Genomic DNA, 18,281 nt, shown 5'->3' on the forward strand with positions numbered 1-18,281 from the left:
GAACTACTCGGTCGCTCATTTGCGACTTCCTTATGTTAACATTTCTATTTTGTAATGTCAACTAAGTTTTTCATTTCGATTGCCGCTTTCGACGTTGTTGTCATCAGCGACTCGTATAATACTACACCTCTAGACTCTAATCGTCAATATATTTTTCTAAAAAAATATAAAAAGACTTATTTCTTTTTAAAATAAGCCTTTTTATCATGTAGCACGCTATCGTTTATTATTTTTCTATAATAGGTAAAGAGACGATAAATCGAATAATACCCTCCTCATATTCAGCTCGAATACTACCACCTTGTAACTCAACAATACTTTTCGCAATCGCAAGCCCGAGTCCAGAACCTTCTGTTACTCTACTTCGAGATTGATCCTTCTTATAGAAACGTTCAAACAAATTCGCTAACTCTTCTCTCGTAAACTCTTCACTATAATTCGCAATTACAATTTGTATATCCCTGCGCTGCCTTTGAAGAGAAACTTTTATCTCCCCATCATCTTTACTATACTTAATCGCATTCATTAGTAAATTATCAAACACACGAACCATCTTTTCCGAATCAATCGATGCATAAGCACGTTCCTCAGGAAACTTCTTAACAAACGTAAGTCCATGCTCTTCCGCCTGCGGTACTAATTCTTCTATTAATTGCTCGAGTAACTCATTCATACAAACTTCTTGTTTTTCTAATACAACTTGTTCATTTGTTAACTTCGTATACTCAAATAAATCTTCTATTAAATTCTTTAGCTGCTCCGACTTTGCAAAAGCAATTCTCGTATACTCATCATGTTGTTCTTGATTTTCATATTTAGAATCTCTAAGTAATCGCAAGTAACCCATAATAGAAGTCAGCGGTGTACGTAAATCATGAGATACATTCGTAATAAGCTCATTTTTCTGCTTTTCTAATTTACGCTCTTTTTCTATATTATTCATAAGCTCTTCCGCCATATTATTAATATTCTCAGTTAAAGACGCAATCTCATCTTCACCTTTCTTCTCAATACGGTACGCTAAGTTTCCTTTTTCTATTTCCTTTACACCTTCTGCCATTGCTTCAATCTGCTTCATCTTTCTCTTTGTTATATAGAAGAAAGAGAAAATGAATACAAGGACACCAATTAAAAATGGGAATGGTCCTTCTACTTTATAATACACTACCTCCCCTTGAGGAATCCCGCTTACAAACATATATAAGTTCTTACCTTCAATTGTAATAGGCGAGAATGTAATAAACTCTTTTCTTGATCTTTCAATATCATTATTATTTGAATAATTGATAGCAAATGAAGTCGCATTACGAATTGTATTATGCAAATTAATTTGTTCTTCTTGCGCTTGCTTCGTTTTATACAAAACTTTACCATTTTCGTCAGTAACTAATATTTTAAAGGCATCATTCCCTTGCTCTAAATTCTCATTTTCTAGTTCTATCATATTTTGTACAGCATCTAATTTATTTTCAGCAACCATCATTTCCGCTGTACTTTGAGCTTTACGATTAATTTGCTCCATACCATCTCTGTAATTAATCTCGGCATGCTGGCTAGCATCTTCAAAAATAGGTGCTACTATCTTCGTTGATACAAAGAGACCTAATAACGCACAAGCAGTAAACGCCGTAATAAGTTGAATCCTTATACTCCGTTTCACGCTCTTTATTATCTTTCCAATTAATTCTCGAATTTTCCTAACATAAGTAAACGGATTAAATATCTTTTTCAATCTTATACCCCACTCCCCATACTGTTTTTATATATCTAGGCTTCCTTGGATTCTCCTCAATCTTTTCACGTACTTTTCGAATATGCACCATTACAGTATTATCAGACTGGAAAGATCGTTCGTTCCACACCTTTTCATAAATTTGCTCCGCACTAAACACCATACCTGGATTTCTAGCTAGCAATTCTAAAATTGAAAATTCCCTTGGGGTTAGTTTCACTTCTTCTCCCTCTACAATAACTTTATGGGTCGAGATATTTATTTTCATCTCTCCAATTTCTAGCTCGTCCTCATTTTGAATAGCAAAACCATTCATTTTCATATAACGGCGTAACTGAGATTTAATTCGTGCAATTAACTCTAATGGATTAAAGGGCTTCGTTACGTAATCATCTGCTCCTGTTGTTAATCCTAAAATCTTATCCATATCTTGCGTTTTCGCAGAAAGCATAATGATAGGCATCTCTTTCGATTCTCTTACTTTCATACACATATGAATACCATCTACTTTCGGCATCATAATATCTAATACGACTAGATGCACTTCATTTTCTTCCAGTAAACGTAGCCCTTCTTCTCCGTCCCCTGCTTGTAATACTTTATATCCTTCATTCTTTAAATAGATTGTAATTAAATTCCGAATTTCTTTTTCATCATCTACGACAAGTATTGTTTCGTGTGCCACAATATCTCCCCCATTACTTTTTTAATCCCTAACTTCTATTATAGGAAAACTTCTGAAGAAAAACGCTCGGAAATCCTTAAGTTTTTCTGAAGACGCAAAAAAGGTCTAGACTCCCCTTAAGTCTAGACCTTTGAAAAAACCCCTTTTATTTACGAACGTAGATGAAATATAGTACGAATAAAACTCCCATAACATACATAATCGGATGAACCTCTTTACGACGACCACTCACAACCATTGTAATTGGATAGAAGATAAATCCAATCGCAATCCCAGTTGCGATACTATACGTAAGTGGCATAGAGATAATTGTAAAGAATGCTGGCACTGCAATCTCGAATTTCTTCCAATCAATTTCCCCTAAAGAAGAAACCATCAAGATTCCTACAATAATTAAAGCTGGTGCCGTTACAGCTGGCGTTACAACACTTAGTAATGGCGAGAAGAATAGTGCCAGTAAGAAGAATCCTGCTGTTACAACTGCTGTAAATCCAGAACGTCCTCCCGCTGCTACCCCTGCAGACGATTCAATGTAAGACGTTGTTGTTGATGTACCCAAGATCGCACCAATTACAGTCGCAATCGCATCTGCAAATAATGCTTTTCCTGCACGTGGTAATTTATTGTTCTTCATTAATCCAGCTTGATTCGCAACCGCTACAAGCGTACCTGCTGTATCAAAGAAATCGATAAAGAAGAACGTTATAATAACAATCCCCATTTGAACTGTAAAAATATCTCCGAAGTGCGTTAACGCAGCACCGAACGTTGGTTCTAGACTCGGTATTGCTCCCACTACAGCTTTCGGAGTATCAATTAATCCTGTTGCCACTCCTAAGATCGCTGTAAGAATCATACCGTAAAATACAGCACCATTAACTTTCTTAATCATGAAGATGATTGTCGTAACAACCCCGAAGATTGCTAGTAACGTTGTGCCCTTTGTTAAGTCCCCCAACCCAACAAGAACAGCATCGTTTTTCACGATAATTCCAGCATTTTGGAATCCAAGGAATGCAATGAACAATCCGATACCTGCTGCTACTGCAAACTTTAACTCCGATGGAATTGCATTAATGATTTTTTCACGAATACCTGAAGCAGTAAGAATAATAAAGATAATACCTGACATTAATGTTCCGGCAATGGCCGTTTGCCACGGAATACCCATCGTTAACACTGCTGTATAAGCAAAGAACGCGTTAATTCCCATACCTGGCGCTAAAGCAATTGGATACTTCGCGAAAATACCCATAATTAACGAACCGATTGCTGCCGCTAATGCCGTAGCAACGAATACTGCACCTGGATCCATCCCTGTACCTGCTGGTAACCCTTTAACATTTCCAAGCGACAGCGTAGCAGGATTGACAAATAGTACGTAAGCCATAGATAGAAATGTCGTTAACCCTGCTATGAACTCTGTTTTATAATTTGTACCGAGTTCATCAAACTGAAAATAGCGTTTCATCTTACGTTTCCCCCGTTATATGATTACTCGCCGTATTTCTCCTAGCCCTCTTTTATCCCGAGAAATAAAAAAGGCTTCCATTGCATATATACATGGAAGCGTTCTATAAACAAAGACAAGTTTCCCCTCATCTTTATACAAACGCCTCGTAGTCAAGCCATTTACGGTAGCTAGGTAGAAACTTTCGGGCCATATCCCCGATATTATACGACGGCATAATATTCACTTTTCGTTTGAATTACATACTCATATTAACTCTTGAATGTATTTTTGTCAATTTAAAAGCGAACGTTTTTATATTTTTTTATATTTTCGTTCGTATTAACAACGAAAACAAAAAGATCCATCTATTCATGAATGATAGATGGATCTTTTTTATTACAATACTATTCCCACTCAATAGTTGCTGGTGGCTTACTCGTTACATCATACACGATACGGTTAACGTGTTTTACTTCGTTTACGATACGAACAGAGATTTTCTCTAGTACGTCCCAAGGGATACGTGCCCAGTCAGCTGTCATACCGTCAATAGATGTTACTGCACGGATACCTACTGTGTAATCGTAAGTACGCTCGTCACCCATAACACCTACGCTACGCATACCAGGAAGTGCAGTGAAGTATTGCCAAATTTCACGGTCTAATCCCGCTTTAATAATTTCTTCACGTAAAATCGCATCAGATTCACGAACGATTTCTAATTTTTCTTCTGTGATTTCACCTAATACACGAATACCAAGACCAGGACCTGGGAATGGTTGACGCCATACGATTTCATCAGGAATTCCTAGTTCAGATCCTAATACACGTACTTCATCTTTAAATAACGTATTTAAAGGCTCAATTAATTTGAACTGCATGTCTTCTGGAAGTCCACCCACGTTATGGTGAGATTTAATTGTTTGTGCAGTTGCTGTACCACTTTCAACGATATCTGTGTAAAGTGTACCTTGTGCTAAGAAGTCCATACCTTGTAATTTAGATGCTTCATCATCAAATACGTAAATGAATTCGTTACCGATGATTTTACGTTTTTGTTCTGGATCTTCTACACCTTTTAACTTATTCATGAAGCGTTCTTGTGCATCCACTTTAATAACGTTCATATGGAAGCCTTCGCTAAATGTTTTCATAACGCCTTCTGCTTCACCTTTACGAAGTAAACCGTGGTCAACGAAAATACATGTTAACTGATCGCCGATTGCTTTATGAATTAATACTGCTACAACAGAAGAGTCTACGCCGCCACTAAGTGCACATAGTACTTTTTTGTCTCCAACAGTTTCACGAATCTTTTCTAATTCTACTTCGATAAAGTTCTCCATGTTCCATCCTTCAGAACAACCACATACGCCGAATACGAAGTTTTTAATTAAATCGTTACCGTGCTCAGAGTGACGTACTTCTGGGTGGAATTGTACACCGTATAAGTTTTTCGCTTCATTGCTCATACCAGCAATTGGGCAAGACTCACTTGTTGCGTCTACTACGAATCCTTCAGGTAAACCAGTTACTAAGTCGCCATGGCTCATCCATACAACTTGCTCTTCTGGAAGGTTCGCATATAATTTTGATTCGTTCTCTACTTTAAGAACAGCTTTTCCGTACTCACGGTGGTTGGCACGCTCTACTTTACCACCGAAGTGTTGTGTCATAAGCTGCATACCGTAACAGATACCGAAGATCGGTAAACCTAGTTCGAAGATTTTTTCATCACAATGTAATGCACCTTCACCGTATACGCTATTTGGTCCACCAGAGAAAATAATCCCTTTTGGATTCATTGCTTTAATTTCTTCTGCAGTAATTGTATGTGGATGAAGTTCACTGTATACACCGAACTCACGAATTCGACGTGCTATTAACTGATTGTATTGACTTCCAAAATCTAAAACGATAATTGTATCGTGTTGCTTCTTCAAAATAATCACCCCAACGTTAGTTCTCGTATATAAATATTTTCACCAATTTGGCGAAAAGCATTACTAATATAATAAAAAAAGCCAGTCCTCCGCCTCTAGTCTCATAACAAAGAAAAGGCAGGGGTCTGACTTTATAAAGAAAGATAGTCTCCGCTCTTTATAAATATAAGACACACTGCCTTCATAGTCAGGTTGTTTACGGTAACCCGGTAGAGACTCTCAAACCATATCATTGAGGATATATGAAGGATCGTTTTATATTATCTTCCTAGATTCTAACAATGAAGTATCTATATGGTCAAGAGAGAAAGCGACAAAATTCTACAGAAATTCATTTCCTTTTCTAAAAAACATCCATTTCTATATAGAAATGGATGTTTTTTAGAAAAGAATTACATCATCCCACCCATGCCAGGCATTACCGGTGTAATTGATTCTAGTTTGTCAGCTACTACAGCTAAAGTCGTATCATCAGTTTCTTCCTATTTTTTACCTATCCGTATAAAAATTTCATCAACCTGTTCTAGCTCTTACGCTGGCATGAATACACACAAACAAAAGAGTTAATAGACACTATAAAAGCCTATGCAAGTTATACATAAGCTTTTTGTTATTCACGATTAGCTATTCTTCAAGTCCTAATCCTTAAAGCAATTATTAATAAGATTAAATATAATAATCAGGGTTTTCGTCCATTTTAATTAAAAATTCTTCTAAAGAATCCGCTATTTTTATGTTCTCAGAGTAGATGGGACACTGTCCTAATTCATTTTCTTCTTTAAATTTAATTGTTAAAAAGTTAAGTTCTGTTGCTTCAAAAAATACTAATGATTCATCATCATCTACATCATCTAGGTTTGGATTATATTCGTAAATATCCTGTCTTAAGCGAAAATCCGCAACTGAAATCGGGTCCATAAACCTGTTGAAAAACATTCTTTTATCAGACTTTAAAAAACCACAGCCTATTTCTTGATAAAAACGTTGCAGTTCTTTTGGGAGTTCCATTTGTAATAAGTTTTCTGCTTCATCTATCTCTTCTTGATATATAGGATAAAAAATAGGTTTTTGTTTAGAACGTACACTTCTGTCTGCTACAACATATTTTTTCAAAAAGTTAAACATAGCGTTAATACCTCCGTTATTTACTTTTTCTTAAAAATCTCTTTTGAAATACCTTCCTTGCCATGAATCCCACCTTGATGTTCAGTAGGAAATTTAGCTGGGTGTATATTCCACCACTCATGTTCTCCACCGTGTGCATTTTCAATAAAATGATGTGCATCATACGGGTCATCTACATGCCTTAGCGGTATTCCTCTTCTAGAAAGGATTTCTTCTTCATAAGTAGGCCATTTTTGATTAGTCTCCAGTTCCCACTCTTCTCTTAAATCATCTTTTAATCTACCAAATTCGCTTCTTCTTTTTGCAACTTCTTCTTTGCTTAATCGTTCATAACTATTATTTTCTATGTGTTCTTGTAGTAATTCCCTCTGTTTTTCAGGGATTTTTCTATTTGTAATTTCTTCTACTTGGCTAAGGTATTCTTGGAATCTAGGTGTATTTAAATTACTAGGGTCAGCAAACATAAATGTATTTCGTGCTTCTTCTAAAGAATTAAAAGAAGTTTTTGGAACATCTCTAAAATCACCAACATATGCAAAGGGGTCTCTCATTTTTAATTTATTTGAAAAATGAGAAATACTCTGTTCTGCTTTTATCCCTAATGTAGTCACTTTCCCTACTCTGCTTATTCCTTTATCCCCAACCCATCCCAATCCAAGTCCCATAAAAATACTTGTGCCCCATTTTGTACGACTTTCCGCATCACCATGCCAAAAATCATTCATAAATGAATCCGAAACAGTATTCCAAGCAGTAGAAACTGTCTCTATAGGGTGACCTATAGCATACTTAACATTTTCCTTTGCTACTGTATCATCTAATGAATCAAATCCTTCTACAATCTCCCCAATAACTTGCCCAGAGCCAACGTATATACCATCCCAAATTTTTCTCAGCATAGATTTTTCAGGGGGTTTGTCGCCCATTGCTCCTGCTTCTATCTTTTCATTAGATAAACTTCCATCAACTAAATTACCATCATAAAGTTCATCAGCATTACGAAACTTTTCAGCAGCATGCATTAGTTCTTCTGCAATCTTATCAAATTCCCTAAACACATTAAACATTTGAGGTTTTGTTTCATTAAACATCTGATAAAATCTTTGACTCGTTGCACCATTCCACATTGAAGCTATGTATTCCGTTTGGTTATATAAATCTTTATGTATTTGTTCTAACCTATTTTTAGTTTCAAGAACAAGCTTTGCTGACTGTTATAGCCGTTCTGGCGTAACCTTTATTTGCGTCATGCTACCCCTTCTCCATACAATATTTTACACAAAAATTATATCACGTGAAGCTACTTCACCGTACTAAGTATTCGGAATTTACTACCAAAAAATTATCCCCCCCTTTTTAAGAAGTTGAAACGCCGCTGTCTAAATAAACACGCGAATCCTATCAAAATATATCTTCTCTTATTAACTTTCTCTTTGCAAAATCAAGTATCCCTCTCACTTTTTCAGGATGATTTATTCCACGTAAATGCCCAAATACACTGTAACTTCGTATTTATTGTTTTAGCTGTATTACCTTTATCTTGGAATAACGTACATAGCTTTTCACATAAAGAGTTTTAATTTCTTCAACATTCAAAATGTCATTATCGTGACAGTAATTGATAAAACTACCTAATAGAACCTCATAATTTTGATATTTACCCTCGTTATATTCCCGAACTTACGGTCTTCAAGAAATTCCTTTTATGCAATTTTAAAAAACATAAAAAAGGCTACCTCCTCTCATCAAGGAAGTAGCCTTCTTCTAATTAACTATTTATAAATTGCACAGCTTTACAGAGTGATGCTTATTACATCATTCCGCCCATACCGCCCATGCCCATGCCGCCCATGTCAGGCATTGCTGGTGCATTTGGTTCTGGCTTGTCAGCTACTACAGCTTCAGTTGTTAAGAACATAGCTGCAACAGATGCTGCGTTTTGAAGTGCAGAACGAGTTACTTTAGCTGGATCTACGATACCAGACTCAAGCATGTTAACCCATTCGCCAGTAGCTGCGTTGAAACCAACGCCTACTTTTTCGCCTTTTAGACGCTCTACAACTACAGATCCTTCTAGACCAGCGTTGATTGCGATTTGACGAACTGGCTCTTCTAGTGCACGAAGTACGATGTTGATACCTGTTGCTTCGTCGCCTTCAGCTACGATAGAAGCTACTTTCGTGTATACGTTCATAAGTGAAGTACCACCACCTGCAACGATACCTTCTTCTACTGCTGCACGAGTTGAGTTAAGTGCATCTTCAATGCGAAGTTTGCGCTCTTTTAACTCAGTTTCAGTTGCTGCACCGACTTTAATTACTGCTACGCCACCTGCAAGTTTCGCAAGACGCTCTTGTAATTTTTCACGATCGAATTCAGAAGTTGTTTCTTCTAATTGCGCACGAATTTGACCGATGCGAGCTGCGATTTGCTCTGTATTTCCAATACCTTCAACTACAGTTGTGTTTTCTTTTGTAACAACAACTTTACCAGCGCGTCCTAAAGATTCAACTGTAGCAGATTTTAAGTCACGACCTAATTCTTCAGTGATTACTTCGCCACCAGTTAAGATTGCGATATCTTCTAGCATTGCTTTACGACGGTCACCAAATCCAGGAGCTTTAACAGCTACTACATTGAATGTACCACGAAGTTTGTTCACTACTAATGTAGCTAAAGCTTCGCCTTCTACATCTTCAGCAATGATAAGAAGTGGTTTACCTTGTTGTACCACTTGCTCTAATACTGGTAAGATTTCTTGAATGTTAGAAATCTTTTTGTCAGTAATTAAGATGTATGGGTTATCAAGAACTGCTTCCATTTTATCAGAATCAGTAATCATGTAAGGAGATGCATATCCACGATCAAATTGCATACCTTCTACTACGTCTAATTCTGTTGTAAATCCTTTAGACTCTTCTAAAGTAATAACGCCGTCGTTACCAACGCGCTCCATTGCTTCAGCGATTAATTGACCTACTTCTTCGTCAGCTGCAGAAATAGCAGCTACTTGTGCGATAGAAGATTTGCCTTCGATTGGTTTAGAAATCGTTTTTAATTCTTCAATTGCAGCAGTAACAGCTTTTTCGATACCTTTACGAAGACCCATTGGGTTAGCACCGGCTGTTACGTTTTTAAGACCTTCACGAATCATAGCTTGCGCTAATACAGTTGCAGTTGTTGTTCCGTCACCAGCTACATCATTTGTTTTGCTAGCAACTTCTGCTACTAATTTCGCACCCATGTTTTCGAATGCATCTTCTAATTCGATTTCTTTTGCGATTGTTACACCATCATTTGTAATAAGTGGTGAACCAAATTTTTTCTCAAGTACAACGTTACGACCTTTTGGTCCAAGTGTTACTTTTACTGCGTTTGCAAGAGTGTCGACACCGCGAAGCATCGAACGACGTGCTTCTTCACTAAATTTAATATCTTTTGCCATAATAATTGACCCCCTTGGATTTTTTAAGATTTATATAATTAACCGATAACTGCTAAAATGTCACTTTCACGTAAAATCAAGTAGTCTGTACCTTCATATTTCACTTCAGTACCTGCATATTTTGAGAAGATGATAAGATCACCTGCTGCTACCTCTAAAGCAACACGCTCACCATTTTCAAGCACTCGACCAGTACCTACTGCAACAACTTTACCCTCTTGTGGTTTTTCTTTTGCAGTATCTGGTAATACAATACCACTTGCTGTTTTTTCTTCTGCTTGAACAAGCTCAATTACAACGCGATCACCTAATGGCTTTAGCATGAACAATAACCTCCTCATTTTGTATGTAAATTTTATTTATTAGCACTCAAGTCATCCGAGTGCTAACACACTTATAATAATAAATAATCTCAATTTCTTTTGCAAGTAAAAAAATCATAATTTTTTCGCAAATTACTATATAAACTTTCTATATAGAATACTGCCTTTACTATATGAATCGTTGTTTCCCCTACTCGTATGTTACAATATGAAAGACACCCTAAGTTGTTTTCGCTAAACGTACAACTTTTTCCTGTCTCCTACTTTAATTTCAAATACGGATTTACAAAAAAATCATAATTCGAATGAAAGTTTATATCGTAGATAACATATTTACATGTTATCCTACCTCATCTCATACACTAGAGTTAGAAAGGATGGTTAAACTATTTGAAGAAACAATACTGGTGGATTATCGTTACATACATTTTAATGCAGTTATCTGGAATTGTTGGATTACCACTTCTCCTAAAAACAGGACTCTATGATAATAGAGGATTTACCATGGAGGAAAAAGGACAAATCATAACAGGACACTGGGCAATTATTAGCTTCTTTGTTGCATTATGTATCGTACTTTGGTTACTTAGAACAGACATTCGTGACAGGCATTTAGATGCAATGCGCTCTTCTGTTCCAGCTACTATTGGATGGATTTTAATCGGCTTCTTCTTGGCTTTCTTTTCACAAATAGTTGCCGGTATGATCGAGATGCAGCTGCTAGGAATTAAACAAGGTTCAGAAAATACAATGAAACTGATGGAAATTGCAAGAACGACACCTTGGTTCCTTATTGTCGTCTCTATAATCGGACCTATCTTGGAAGAAATCGTATTTAGAAAAATTTTATTTGGTACACTTTATAAGAAGTTTAACTTCTTTATTGCAGCTATCATTAGTTCGCTTGTATTTGCAGCAATCCATTTTGATTTTACTCACTTATTGGTATACACTGCTATGGGGCTCGTATTCGCCTTCTTATATGTGAAGACGAAGCGTATTATCGTTCCGATTGCAGCTCATGTTGCGATGAATACATTAGTCGCTATTGGGCAAATTTTTATGAGCAATGAGCAAATTCAAGAAATGATTAAAGAAGCTGAAAAAATGCAAGGCTTTATCGGAGGATTTTTTGTATGAGAAACTCACCATTGTTCATGGCTGCACTATACTTCCTTCTTGGATGTATCTTTACACGCTTCGCCATTACGAACGTAACAGATACAATCTGGAATGTGTGGACAATACTATTTGCAGTTATGGCAACAATTGATTTTAATTTGGCACTTCGCCTTATATTAGTTAAATTCACAAAGAAGAAACAATAATAAAACGCAGAGGTCGCTTCCTCTGCGTTTTATTGTGGATAGTTTTTCAAAAAGTAAACTAATGTTTGTAACTCTACAGCTAAATCAATATGATGAATTCTAATATTCTCTGATACGTTTAATCGTGCTGGTGTGAAATTCAAAATACCATGCACGCTCGTTTCAGCTAATCTATCTGCTACAGCTTGTGCTACTGTAGCCGGTACTGTTAATATTGCCACTTGTATATCATTTGATAATCTCTCTTCTAATTCATCTAAATGGTATACAGGAATGCCCCCGATTTCTGTTCCAACTTTCTCTTCACTAACATCAAATGCCATTTCAATTTTTGTATTATTGTTTTTCGTGAAATTATAATGTAAGAAAGCGGTCCCTAAATTACCTACTCCAATAAGTGCTACACGCGTTATATCATCTTGATCAAGTGTTTCGCGGAAAAATGATAATAAATAATTTACGTTATATCCATATCCCTTTTTCCCTAACGCTCCAAAATACGAAAAATCTCTTCGTATTGTTGCGGAATCTACTTTTACCGCTTCACTCAATTCGGCCGATGAAACACGCTGCTTACCAGAAAGAGATAAGTTTTGGATAAATCGATAGTATAGAGGCAATCTTTTAGCAGTGGCTTGTGGAATCTTTTGCTGATCCATATGACCTCTCCTCTCTTCCTATCTTTATTCATATACTTTAATCAAATACAGAAGTTTAGCACTCATTAAATTCCTTGTATAATAAAGAGAAGAAGTATTCTCTCTTATTTTAAACTATACACTATTTTTAGTATGATTGAGAAATATAAACATGGCAAAGTTAAGAAATTATTTGAGGTGAAAACATTGATTTTATTACAAGTAAATGGACTTTCGAAATTATACGGTGCAGAAACAATTCTTGCAAACATAAAATTGGAAGTACAAACAAAAGATCGTATCGCATTAGTTGGAAGGAATGGAGCTGGAAAATCTACATTATTAAAAATTATCGCTGGTGAGTTATCACATGATGGTGGCGAAATTATAAAACCGAAAGATGTCTCAATCGGGTATTTAGCTCAAAATACCGGCCTAGAAACATCTTTAACAATTTGGGATGAAATGCTAACCGTCTTTACCCACTTACAGCAAATGGAGACAAAACTTCGAAGGCTTGAGCAAGAAATGGGAAAAGAAGAAAACTTTTCAAACGAAGCTATATATGAAAGATTGTTAGCTGATTATGACCAATTGCAACTCAATTATAAAGATCAAGGTGGATATCAATATGAAGCGGATATTCGCTCCATTTTAAGCGGCCTTGGCTTCCCAGTTGAAACGCACCAGACGACGATTTCTACTTTAAGCGGTGGGCAAAAAACAAGATTAGCTCTCGGAAAATTATTATTAACAAAACCAGACTTACTTATTTTGGACGAGCCTACAAACCATTTAGACATCGAAACATTAACATGGCTTGAGCAATATTTACAAGGTTATCCTGGCGCAATATTAATCGTTTCACATGACCGTTATTTCTTAGACAAACTTGTTACACAAGTATATGAAATTTCGAATAAAGAAAGCAGACGATTTGTTGGTAACTACAGTAAATATTTAGACTTAAAATCAGCATTATATGAGCAAGAAATGAAACGTTACGAAAAACAACAAGATGAAATCACAAAACTTGAGGACTTCGTTCAAAAGAATATAGCTCGCGCCTCTACAACGAAACGTGCTCAAAGTCGCCGTAAACAACTAGACAGAATGGAATTATTAACGAGACCATTAGGGGATTCTAAGTCAGCATCATTCCACTTCGATATTGAAAAGCAAAGTGGAAATGATGTTTTACAAGTAAAGGATGCAACCATTGGCTATGATGAGGATCCTATAATTGAAAACGTAACTATGCGCTTAACTCGCGGAGATAGTGTTGCTTTAGTTGGTCCAAACGGAATTGGGAAATCCACCTTATTAAAATCTATTGTGAATAAGTTACCACTATTAAATGGCGATGTTTCTTTCGGATCAAATGTATCTGTTGGTTATTATGATCAAGAACAAGCAAACTTAACATCTTCTAAACGGGTTTTAAATGAACTATGGGATGAATATCCACTGCAACCTGAAAAAGAAATCCGTACTATACTCGGGAACTTTTTATTTACAGGAGATGATGTACTGAAACCAGTATCTTCCCTTAGTGGTGGACAAAAAGCTCGATTAGCTCTTGCGAAACTTATGATGCAAAAGTCAAATTTATTAATTCTGGATGAGCCTACGAACCACCTTGATTTAAATAGTAAAGAGATTTTAGAGAATGCTTTAATTGATTATCCAGGGACTCTTCTATTTGTCTCACATGACCGCTACTTTATTAACCGTGTAACAACGACTGTGGTTGAGTTATCAACAGAAGGTGCACAGGAATATTTAGGGGATTACGATTACTATGTGGAGAAGAAAAATGAAATGATTGAACGCGCAGCATTTGAACAACTTGAACAGCAAGAAAATCAGGCACCTGTTCAAAAAACTGTAGCTCAAGAAAAATTAAATTATCTCGAAGAAAAAGAGCGTAAACAATTAGAACGTCAACGCACTCGAAAAATTGAAGAACTAGAACAAAACATCGTAAACTTAGAAGAAGAAATTGCTACGTTAGAAGATCAACTTTGCTTACCAGAAATATATGCAGATTATGAAAAAGCGAGTGAAATTACAACTAAAAAACAAACGCTACAAGAACAACTTGAAACTTGTATGGCAGAGTGGGAAGAGCTGCATGTATAAGAGTATTTAAATAAGGAAGATGTCTCATCAGTCATGATTTTTGACTATGTGACATCTTTTTTCTTTAAGTACATAAATAATTTTTTGAATATATTAATGGTAACTCGGAATATATCAACCAATTTTCAAATACATCTATCGTAACCCTATATATATAAACGATTCGACACGAAATATCGATTTACCGACAAGGATTGACAATATCAGCACCCTCTATGATAGAAGGATATTTCAAAATGTTTTTCAGGGATATCTTCTTACTTTTTATTTCCCGAAAAACAATATATTCAAAGGTCAGACTTCATCTAGTTTATCCACAAACTTATACACATATCCACCTTTATAAAATAGCTATCAAAACAACTTTTCCACATTATCCACAACTAACAAAAAAGATATCAACACTTTATATACACAACAAAACCCATATTATCAACAGATAATATGGGTTTTATCCACAAGCTGTGGTTAATTATGTGCATAACTATGCTTCAATATCTAATCCTGGATTCGCATTTAAGGCTAATGTTGCACGCTTGCCTTGTTCATACGCAATTGTCCCTGCCGCTGCAATCATTGCTGCATTATCTGTGCATAAAGATAGCGGTGGAATAATTAGTTCAATGTTTTCTTTTTGTGCAAATTCTTCTTCTAATCGCGCACGAAGTCCTTTATTAGCAGCTACTCCACCAGCAAGAAGTAATTGCTTTACATTATAAGCCTCTGCTGCACGAGCTGCTTTCGTTACAAGTACATCTATTACACTTTCTTGGAAACTTGCCGCTAAATCTTCTGGTTTAATTTCTATACCACGTTGTTTCGCGTTATGCACAGTGTTGATAACTGCTGATTTCAATCCACTAAAGCTAAAATCATATGAATCCGGTTCTAGCCATGCACGAGGCAAATCAATTGTTGGTTCTCCTTCATGTGCAAGACGATCAATATGAGGACCACCTGGATATGGCATAGATAACGTACGAGCTACTTTATCATATGCTTCTCCAGCTGCATCATCTCGCGTTTCACCAATTACTTCAAATGAACCATGTTCTTTCATATAAACAAGTTCTGTATGCCCACCAGATACAACAAGTGATAATAGCGGGAATTGAACTTCTTTTACTAAACGGTTCGCATAAATATGGCCAGCAATATGATGAACACCGACTAGCGGAATATCATGTGCAAAAGCTACTGCCTTCGCTGCATTTACCCCAATTAAAAGTGCTCCTACTAAACCAGGCCCTTCTGTTACAGCAATTGCATCAATATCATCAAATGTGATATTTGCTTCTTTTAAAGCTTCTTCTAACACAACTGTAATTTCTTCTACATGATGACGGGATGCAATCTCTGGTACAACCCCGCCAAAACGTTTATGACTTTCGATTTGTGATGCAACGACATTCGCAATAATTTCCGTTCCATTTTTAACAACCGCTACCGCTGTTTCATCACAGCTTGTTTCAATCCCAAGTATAATCGTATTTTTTTCCATTATATATTCACCCACATTACAAGACCATCTTCCTGATTGTCTGCATAGTATCGTTTACGAATTCCACCATTTTGAAATCCATATTTTTTGTACAACTGCTTTGCTACTTCATTTGATACACGTACTTCAAGCGTCATTGTTTTTACCCCTAGTTCTTTCGCTTCTGAAATAACTGCTTTCAATAAGGCATCTCCTAATTTTCGACCTCGGTATTCTGGCAAAATAGCTATATTTGTTATATGTGATTCATCAATAATTATCCACAATCCACAATATCCGATTACACGACCATCTTTTTCTAACACAATATAATGTGCATGTTCATTCATCGTTAATTCACGGTGAAAGGCATCTGCAGTCCAAGGAGTTGAAAAAGACACTTCTTCAATAGCTACAATTTGAGCAATATCATCAAGTTCCATCTTTCTAAATATCATATCCATCTTCTGCAAGGCCCCTACTTGTTTTGACTTTCTAACCACTTTGTTTCAGCTTCAGCTAAACGAAGATAGCTCGGAACAAACGTATGCACATCTTGTTCTTCTTTTTGTAACCCTAAGAATGCTAGCTCACTTGGTCTTGGATTATTTTTAGTAAACGGAGCGAATACAGCTTGATCACCTAAATGTTCTATAATTATTTCTTTATGCAATTTAACATCATTACCAATAAATAAAACAGGCTGTCCTTTATCTTTTAACATTTGCAACCAGTCCACAATAAGAATAATTCGGTCTTCTTCTATTGAAGTTAACTGCTCTCCTTCATATGTATATAATCCAGTATAAATTTGCCCACGTCTTCCATCAAATAAAGGACAAATTAACCCATTAAAGTTAGCACCGTTTGCAGCTACTACCTCTAAACTTGATACACCTACAATTGGTATTTGAAGTGACCAAGCTAATGTTTTTGCCGCTGTCACGCCTATGCGAACACCTGTATATGATCCAGGTCCAGCAGCTACTATGATTTTAGTTAATTCCTTCGGTTTTACACCACATTCTTTTAACAGTTGCTCTACAGCTGGCATAAGACGTACAGAATGGTTTTTCGTCAAATTTGTAATGATTTCCCCAATCACGTTTCCTTCCTCAATAAGGGATACACCCATTACGTAATTTGAAGTATCAATTGCTAGTACTTTCATCTTGTAATAGCTCCTCACATAATCTAATATAGCGATCTCCAATTGGCTCGAGTATAATTTTTCTTGTGTCATCTCCCGCATGGAATAAACTAATTTGTAACTTTTCATTCGGTAAATATGCTTCTATTAAATGAGCCCATTCCACTACCGTAATTCCTTCACCGTAGAAATACTCATCAAAGCCTAAGTCCTCTTCGCTTTCTGCTAAGCGATACACATCCATATGATATAGTGGTAATCTTCCTTTATATTCTTTAATAATATTAAAGGTAGGACTATTTACAACTCTTTTCACTCCAAGACCTTTTGCTAGCCCCTTTGTAAAAGTCGTCTTCCCAGCTCCAAGATCTCCTTCTAAAATAATTACATCTTGTGCTTCTACGAGTTCACCTAGTTTTTCTGATAACCTTTGTGTTTCCGCAGAAGATTTTGTTGTTACTTCATATTTGCTCACAGACTTCACCTACTTTACTCACAATGTTCTCTGCTCTTTATTATACAGGTTTTGAATATATAAAAAAGTCCTTAGGAGTTGTCCTAAGGATAGTTTGACTGTCTTTATTAGTTTTTTGTTAAAACAAATAAAAAAATACGAAACAATTTGTTTCGTTCTTTTCTTTATATAAAATGGCGGTCCCGACCGGGGTCGAACCGGCGATCTCCTGCGTGACAGGCAGGCATGTTAACCACTACACCACGGGACCATTTGGTTGCGGGGACAGGATTTGAACCTGCGACCTTCGGGTTATGAGCCCGACGAGCTACCGTACTGCTCCACCCCGCGATAATATAAATAGCTTGGCGACGTCCTACTCT

At 36.3% G+C, this 18,281-nt stretch carries 16 protein-coding genes, 2 tRNA genes and 2 riboswitches; of the genes, 3 read left to right on the forward strand and 15 right to left on the reverse strand.

The window, feature by feature from the left end; translation table 11 throughout:
* Positions 1–226 precede the first annotated feature (226 nt).
* The 8 genes from DN400_RS25325 to groES all read right to left on the reverse strand — a co-directional run bounded on the left by DN400_RS25325 (position 227) and on the right by groES (position 10,706).
* Positions 227–1,732: a HAMP domain-containing sensor histidine kinase gene (locus DN400_RS25325; RefSeq protein ID WP_065229656.1), complete on the reverse strand. Its 1,506-nt coding sequence runs from the start codon at positions 1,730–1,732 to the stop codon at positions 227–229.
* Entirely contained in the window at positions 1,716–2,417 is a 702-nt protein-coding gene (locus DN400_RS25330; protein WP_000929891.1) for a response regulator transcription factor, read from the reverse strand. Before DN400_RS25330 ends, DN400_RS25325 begins: the two co-directional genes overlap by 17 nt.
* 145 nt (positions 2,418–2,562) lie before the next feature.
* A complete protein-coding gene (locus DN400_RS25335) occupies positions 2,563–3,888 on the reverse strand; it encodes an NCS2 family permease (RefSeq protein ID WP_000833094.1) in 1,326 nt (441 codons plus the stop codon).
* Positions 3,889–4,017: 129 nt separating this feature from the next.
* A riboswitch (purine riboswitch) is annotated at positions 4,018–4,119 on the reverse strand.
* Between the two features lie 155 nt (positions 4,120–4,274).
* Positions 4,275–5,813: a glutamine-hydrolyzing GMP synthase gene (gene guaA / locus DN400_RS25340; protein WP_000743908.1), complete on the reverse strand. Its 1,539-nt coding sequence runs from the start codon at positions 5,811–5,813 to the stop codon at positions 4,275–4,277.
* A 164-nt stretch (positions 5,814–5,977) separates the two neighbouring features.
* Positions 5,978–6,079: riboswitch (purine riboswitch) on the reverse strand.
* A 400-nt stretch (positions 6,080–6,479) separates the two neighbouring features.
* Entirely contained in the window at positions 6,480–6,938 is a 459-nt protein-coding gene (locus DN400_RS25345) for an SMI1/KNR4 family protein (RefSeq protein WP_000481695.1), read from the reverse strand.
* A gap of 20 nt (positions 6,939–6,958) precedes the next feature.
* Positions 6,959–8,107 (reverse strand): WXG100 family type VII secretion target, encoded by a 1,149-nt coding sequence (locus DN400_RS25350; protein ID WP_147802004.1) that lies wholly within the window; start codon positions 8,105–8,107, stop codon positions 6,959–6,961.
* A gap of 641 nt (positions 8,108–8,748) precedes the next feature.
* Positions 8,749–10,383 (reverse strand): chaperonin GroEL, encoded by a 1,635-nt coding sequence (gene groL, locus DN400_RS25360; RefSeq protein ID WP_001029992.1) that lies wholly within the window; start codon positions 10,381–10,383, stop codon positions 8,749–8,751.
* Positions 10,384–10,421: 38 nt separating this feature from the next.
* Positions 10,422–10,706 carry a co-chaperone GroES gene (gene groES, locus DN400_RS25365; protein WP_000917311.1) on the reverse strand — a complete coding sequence of 95 codons (285 nt, stop codon included), beginning with the start codon at positions 10,704–10,706 and terminating at the stop codon, positions 10,422–10,424.
* Between the two features lie 390 nt (positions 10,707–11,096).
* Between groES and DN400_RS25370 the strand changes: the two genes are divergently transcribed.
* Both DN400_RS25370 and DN400_RS25375 read left to right on the forward strand, forming a co-directional pair.
* Positions 11,097–11,846, forward strand: coding sequence for a CPBP family intramembrane glutamic endopeptidase (locus DN400_RS25370; protein ID WP_016513332.1), 750 nt, complete (start codon positions 11,097–11,099; stop codon positions 11,844–11,846).
* A complete protein-coding gene (locus DN400_RS25375; RefSeq protein ID WP_001246204.1) occupies positions 11,843–12,034 on the forward strand; it encodes a YdiK family protein in 192 nt (63 codons plus the stop codon). The genes DN400_RS25370 and DN400_RS25375 overlap by 4 nt, the downstream gene beginning before the upstream one ends.
* Before the next feature lie 29 nt (positions 12,035–12,063).
* Here the strand turns inward: DN400_RS25375 and DN400_RS25380 are convergent, their stop codons facing one another.
* Positions 12,064–12,693: a redox-sensing transcriptional repressor Rex gene (locus tag DN400_RS25380; RefSeq protein ID WP_000372699.1), complete on the reverse strand. Its 630-nt coding sequence runs from the start codon at positions 12,691–12,693 to the stop codon at positions 12,064–12,066.
* Between the two features lie 186 nt (positions 12,694–12,879).
* Here DN400_RS25380 and DN400_RS25385 point away from each other — a divergent pair, with 186 nt between their 5' ends.
* Positions 12,880–14,814, forward strand: a complete 1,935-nt coding sequence (locus tag DN400_RS25385; RefSeq protein ID WP_216115390.1) for an ABC-F family ATP-binding cassette domain-containing protein — start codon at positions 12,880–12,882, stop codon at positions 14,812–14,814.
* Positions 14,815–15,298: 484 nt separating this feature from the next.
* On the opposite strand, the gene tsaD is transcribed toward DN400_RS25385, so the two are convergent.
* The 6 genes from tsaD to DN400_RS25415 form a co-directional block, all read right to left on the reverse strand.
* On the reverse strand, positions 15,299–16,315 hold the full coding sequence (gene tsaD, locus DN400_RS25390) for a tRNA (adenosine(37)-N6)-threonylcarbamoyltransferase complex transferase subunit TsaD (RefSeq protein ID WP_065229655.1): 1,017 nt from the start codon (positions 16,313–16,315) through the stop codon (positions 15,299–15,301).
* Entirely contained in the window at positions 16,315–16,758 is a 444-nt protein-coding gene (gene rimI, locus DN400_RS25395; protein WP_065229654.1) for a ribosomal protein S18-alanine N-acetyltransferase, read from the reverse strand. Before rimI ends, tsaD begins: the two co-directional genes overlap by 1 nt.
* 14 nt (positions 16,759–16,772) lie before the next feature.
* Complete coding sequence (gene tsaB, locus DN400_RS25400; protein WP_065229653.1) at positions 16,773–17,465, reverse strand: tRNA (adenosine(37)-N6)-threonylcarbamoyltransferase complex dimerization subunit type 1 TsaB; 693 nt, start codon at positions 17,463–17,465, stop codon at positions 16,773–16,775.
* Positions 17,446–17,919, reverse strand: coding sequence for a tRNA (adenosine(37)-N6)-threonylcarbamoyltransferase complex ATPase subunit type 1 TsaE (tsaE, locus tag DN400_RS25405; RefSeq protein ID WP_000049640.1), 474 nt, complete (start codon positions 17,917–17,919; stop codon positions 17,446–17,448). The genes tsaB and tsaE overlap by 20 nt, the downstream gene beginning before the upstream one ends.
* Before the next feature lie 174 nt (positions 17,920–18,093).
* Positions 18,094–18,169: transfer RNA gene (locus tag DN400_RS25410), tRNA-Asp, on the reverse strand.
* A gap of 3 nt (positions 18,170–18,172) precedes the next feature.
* Positions 18,173–18,249: transfer RNA gene (locus tag DN400_RS25415), tRNA-Met, on the reverse strand.
* Between the last annotated feature and the right edge of the window lie 32 nt (positions 18,250–18,281).

The organism is Bacillus sp. AR8-1, assembly GCF_008042345.1.
Classification (GTDB): domain Bacteria; phylum Bacillota; class Bacilli; order Bacillales; family Bacillaceae_G; genus Bacillus_A; species Bacillus_A cereus.